At 42.4% G+C, this 4,191-nt stretch carries 5 protein-coding genes; all 5 read right to left on the reverse strand.

The features are described from left to right. A partial coding sequence (locus A3751_RS23420) for a hypothetical protein (protein ID WP_231876851.1) occupies positions 1 to 277 on the reverse strand: 277 nt, incomplete at its 3' end. A gap of 58 nt (positions 278 to 335) precedes the next feature. After that, positions 336 to 836 (reverse strand): DapH/DapD/GlmU-related protein, encoded by a 501-nt coding sequence (locus A3751_RS06085; protein WP_068453405.1) that lies wholly within the window; start codon positions 834 to 836, stop codon positions 336 to 338. 34 nt (positions 837 to 870) lie between these two features. After that, positions 871 to 1,590 carry a glycosyltransferase gene (locus A3751_RS06090; protein WP_068464565.1) on the reverse strand — a complete coding sequence of 240 codons (720 nt, stop codon included), beginning with the start codon at positions 1,588 to 1,590 and terminating at the stop codon, positions 871 to 873. A gap of 50 nt (positions 1,591 to 1,640) precedes the next feature. Then, positions 1,641 to 2,747 carry a glycosyltransferase gene (locus A3751_RS06095; protein ID WP_082863085.1) on the reverse strand — a complete coding sequence of 369 codons (1,107 nt, stop codon included), beginning with the start codon at positions 2,745 to 2,747 and terminating at the stop codon, positions 1,641 to 1,643. Further along, on the reverse strand, positions 2,744 to 4,191 hold a 1,448-nt coding region (locus A3751_RS06100; protein WP_068453409.1), incomplete at its 5' end, for a polysaccharide deacetylase family protein. The genes A3751_RS06095 and A3751_RS06100, both read right to left, overlap by 4 nt.

Raw genomic sequence — 4,191 nt, forward strand, 5'->3', positions numbered from 1 at the left:
GCCATTGAATATGCATGATATCCAATGGAGCCTTAGAGGCTATGCTAGGTACCTTATGGATCAGGAACATGAAGTATTTTTCGAAGTCAGTAAACTGAAATCGAGTTGCAAGAGTTGTAGATACCATGTTGTAAAGCAACGAAGTTCCACTGCGAGGGTAGCCGCAAATAATCAACTGGCGAGTTTTGATGCCAAAAGCATGAATTGCAGAGCTCAAGCGAGCGGCCAGATAAAATCTGATTTTTGTTAAAGCGCTAGTTTTTGGGGGTTTAAACATGTTTCCTCAATGTTAAAAAGATATATTTTTAAGTGGTGGTTTTGAGTATATGTTGTGCTTATTTTAGATGTTTAATGACTTTTGCAGGTACACCACCCACTAATGTAAATTCTGCTACGTCTTTACTAACAACTGCTCCCGCCGCGACAACGGCCCCCTTCCCAATTGTTACGCCTTGGGTAACGACCACGTTCGCTCCGATCCAAACCTCGTCCTCAACGGTTATTGGTTTTGAGAAAGCTACGCGGCCGCATTCTTCTTTATATTGTAAATCATGACTAACTGTTTCGAACATTACACTAGGCCCAATATTGACATTGCACCCTATTCTAACGAGGGCTTGTGGCACACCAAAACGTACATTGGTATTGATAAATGTGCCGTTACCAATTTCTATATTCTTTAAACCGCCAATAGGTCTGACAGTAAAGGTGCCCCATAAAGTGCATTGACCCTTTATTTTTATTCCTGCTAGTTTTAGAAACAGCGGGCGTAATTTATCGCTTAATTTTAGACGAGGAAGATTGTTTGCAATCGTTAAAAATATAAGTTCTCGCACATCTTATCCTTTATTCAGATCTCGAATGTTATTTTTAATGTAGTCTCAGTGTTCTTCTAATTATGGCGTCACGTATTTTACAAACTAAGGGGGATTTCGCATATAATCTCAAAACAAAAGGGTTATCTAAAACCATGCGGTCTCTTTGCATAAGTTTTGTGCGATTGCCTCTTAACCCTGCATAATGCATAAAGTAGCAATTGAAGCGCTTGTTGAAGTCTTGGGTTGCTCTAGTAAAATTGAAGCGCCGATCCAACTCTGTAAGTTTTAGACAGTCTTTATTGACCCTATAGTTAAAGATACTTTGATCATTAAGGCCTGTCTTATTGTTATCTTTTTTCCATTTGTGCCACTTTTGTATTAACCCGTCATGTGGGTTAAGGATGTGCGAATGGCTTCTTCCAACTAACATTACACCGCTGTTAAAGTATGGCTGTGTCCAGTTAATCTCGCCAAGGGCTGCTTGCAAATTGTTTTTTTCTCTCTTAACGCCGTTATAAAAACGCTCGACAGGAACAGCCGCAAAAATCTCATCGTTTGATGCAAATAACTCAAATAGATTGGGGGCCCTTGGTGTAATTAGTATATCGATATCTATAAACAGCACTTTCTCATACTCTTTTAGTAGCTCATGTACTTTTGTTTTTGCGTACATAGCGGGAAGAGTTGGATCGTCAAAACTCTCGATAGCAATTAGTTTAGCGTTACACTTTTGAGCATATCGCTTAATTGTTGGTAGGGAGCTGAGGGCCATTTCATTTGCTTCCTTTCCGATCACTATCGTTACAACTGCGTTTTGATACTTTATTTTATGCTCCTTGCAATGTGCTTTGTGTAGTTTTGAATGTAGTTTTCCACGACTCCATCAAGGTCGTATTTCTTGTAAGCTCTAGAGTCTCTTGTTTTGTGTTCGACACTATAATTTAAAAGTTTATTAGCAATAGCGTGCGGTGAGATGTCCTTTAGAAGAGAGTCTCTTTCGTCAGCTAAGATCTCCTCTGGCCCACCACACTTCGTCGCTACAACAGGCAGTCCAGTCGCCAAGGCTTCAATAGTTGCAATTGAAAACCCTTCGCTGGAGCTAGTGAGTAAAAACATATCCATCTGTCCTAAGAATTCAGCGCTGTTGTCTTGAAAGCCAATAAAGTGCACGTTGTTTCTTACCTTGAGCTGATTCATGAGTTGTTTTAGCTCGGACATCAATGGCTCTTTGTTGGTATCTCCGGCAATCACAAAATGAAAGTGTGGGTTTTCTTTAACCACTAATGCAGCAGATTTGATTAGCACGTCATAGGCTTTAGCTGGGCGTACATTGCCTAGGCTGCCAACTAAAGTAGCGTTTTTATCTAAACCCAGAGAGGATTTTATGGCCTCGGAATCTCGTTTGTAGTACTTACTAGTATCGATGCCGTTGTAGATGACGACAGCTTTGTCGGCATCCAGCAAGCCAGACTGCCTTATTTCTTCAAGTAGGCCTTTGCTTACTGCGATAAACCGCGTAACGCCTTTATTGAGGATCCAAGCTTTCAGCTTTAAAAAACGTTCTGTTTTACTTACGTCAACGGCTCCATGGAAAGTCGCAAATACGGGTTTGCGGGTCAGCAATCCCGCCATTGCGCAATAAATGTTTGAGCCGAGTAGATGTGACTGAATAATGTTTACGCGCTCTTTCTTTATGAGTGCGCACAGGTTTAGTAAGAAGCGTATGTTGAAGCTGCCTTTGCAGTCTAGTACGACGGTTTCAATGTTTCGCCGTTGAAGTTCCTCATAGACCCAGCCCTTGCCTCTGATAAGTGCAATGCTTCTAAAGCCCTTATCCCGCATTCCGTCTGCGAGGTTAATAAATACCGTTTCCGCCCCACCAGGGCCGGTGGTATCGATAACGTGTAATATGGTTTTTATGGGGCTCACTTAGGCGTCGCTTCCAGTGCTTTTGCTAAATTACGTGTCGCATTTTCTATTATTGAAAAGCACTTGTCGAAATATTCTTCTGGGCGAGCCACTGGGTCATGTATATAAGCCCAAGGGTTTTCTGCCCAAAGGCCTAGCAGTGAGTATTGTACCTTGCTGACTTTGCGATTGTTTTGTTCGATGAGTTGAAGTTGCTCTGGCTCAAAGGCGATTAATAGATCGCCTTGCTCAATCGTAAAGTCTTCTACTCGCGTTGTTTTATGTTGGAGTATTTTTAGGCTGTTTTTCCGAGCCCAGCGCTGCGCCTCGACACTTGGAGGGAACCGTTGTTCGGTTTTGAGGCCGAAAGAAGCGTGTCCGATAGAGGAACTGATAGCAAAAACCGATTCTGCGATCGCGCTGCGGTTAATGTTACCTTTGCAGAAAAATACAACGCGCTTGATGCTATCTAAATCCAAGTTTCGATATTTTTGATAGCCCCCGCCGAACAATTTTAATTGGTGTTTTAGCCAAGTCAGAGATGCCGCTTTTCCGCCATAGGCATTGATTAGCACCTTGAGTGTTTTTAGGTTGTGGAGTTTGATGAGCCAATTGCTTTGGTCGTACCGATACAAGGCTAAGGGGGAGCAAATTTCCTCAAGCTGCTTTTCATTAAGTGGGTAAGATATGCGCGGAATATCAAACGGTTCGCAATTGTGCGTTGCTATGCCTTCTACTGTCGTAAACGCTAATGTAAATCCTGCTTCTTTTGGAATATTGAGCTTGTTGATGATTGAGTGGTCTTTACCTATTGGGTATGCAAAGCATTCAGTTTCAAACTCATTATTCTCAAAAAGAGGTTTCGCATTGTGTATCGCTTGTAGGCAGGTTTGGTCATCATTACTGGCTAGTATCAAGTGGCTGTCGGTATGGCTGCTAAAGCTTGCGCCTTGTTCTGATAGCTTAAGGATGTTTGATAGTGAGGCAGCCTCGAAACCGTTTTTAGTCGCTTTGGGAATCTCGACGTCGGCTGCTTTTGCAAAAGATTCGATCGAATCAGCTAAGCTCTTCTTATCCAAGAGTTCGCAGCGCGCTATGAAATCTCGTCTTGCCCAGGTTTTGTGCTCTCTTGTGTCGAAATAATAATGGAGCTTGCCACCTAAATGATCGAAATGGATGTATGGCTTTGCAGTGTGCTCAGCAATGTAGCGAATGCTTTCATCCCATGGGAGTTCTTGCTGCTCTATCAGGTTGCTGATGAGAAAAACAGCAGGTTTGATACCATGCTTTAAAAATGCAGGGACCATTTCGTTGACTTGGTCCGCATAACCATCGTCAATCGTCACTAGTAACGCGTTGGCAGGGAAGGGCGTTTGCGATGTTATATAGTGCTTAAATTCTTCTAGCGATAAAAAACGAAAGCCTTTTGTAAGAAACAGCGCTATAGAGTTTTCAAGCCAGGTTG

The organism is Oleiphilus sp. HI0080 (assembly GCF_001635135.1).

Bases quoted from the DNA above. Each gene is read 5' to 3' on its own strand.
- A3751_RS06090 (WP_068464565.1), bottom strand. From the start codon at position 1,590: ATGGCCCTCAGCTCCCTACCAACAATTAAGCGATATGCTCAAAAGTGT.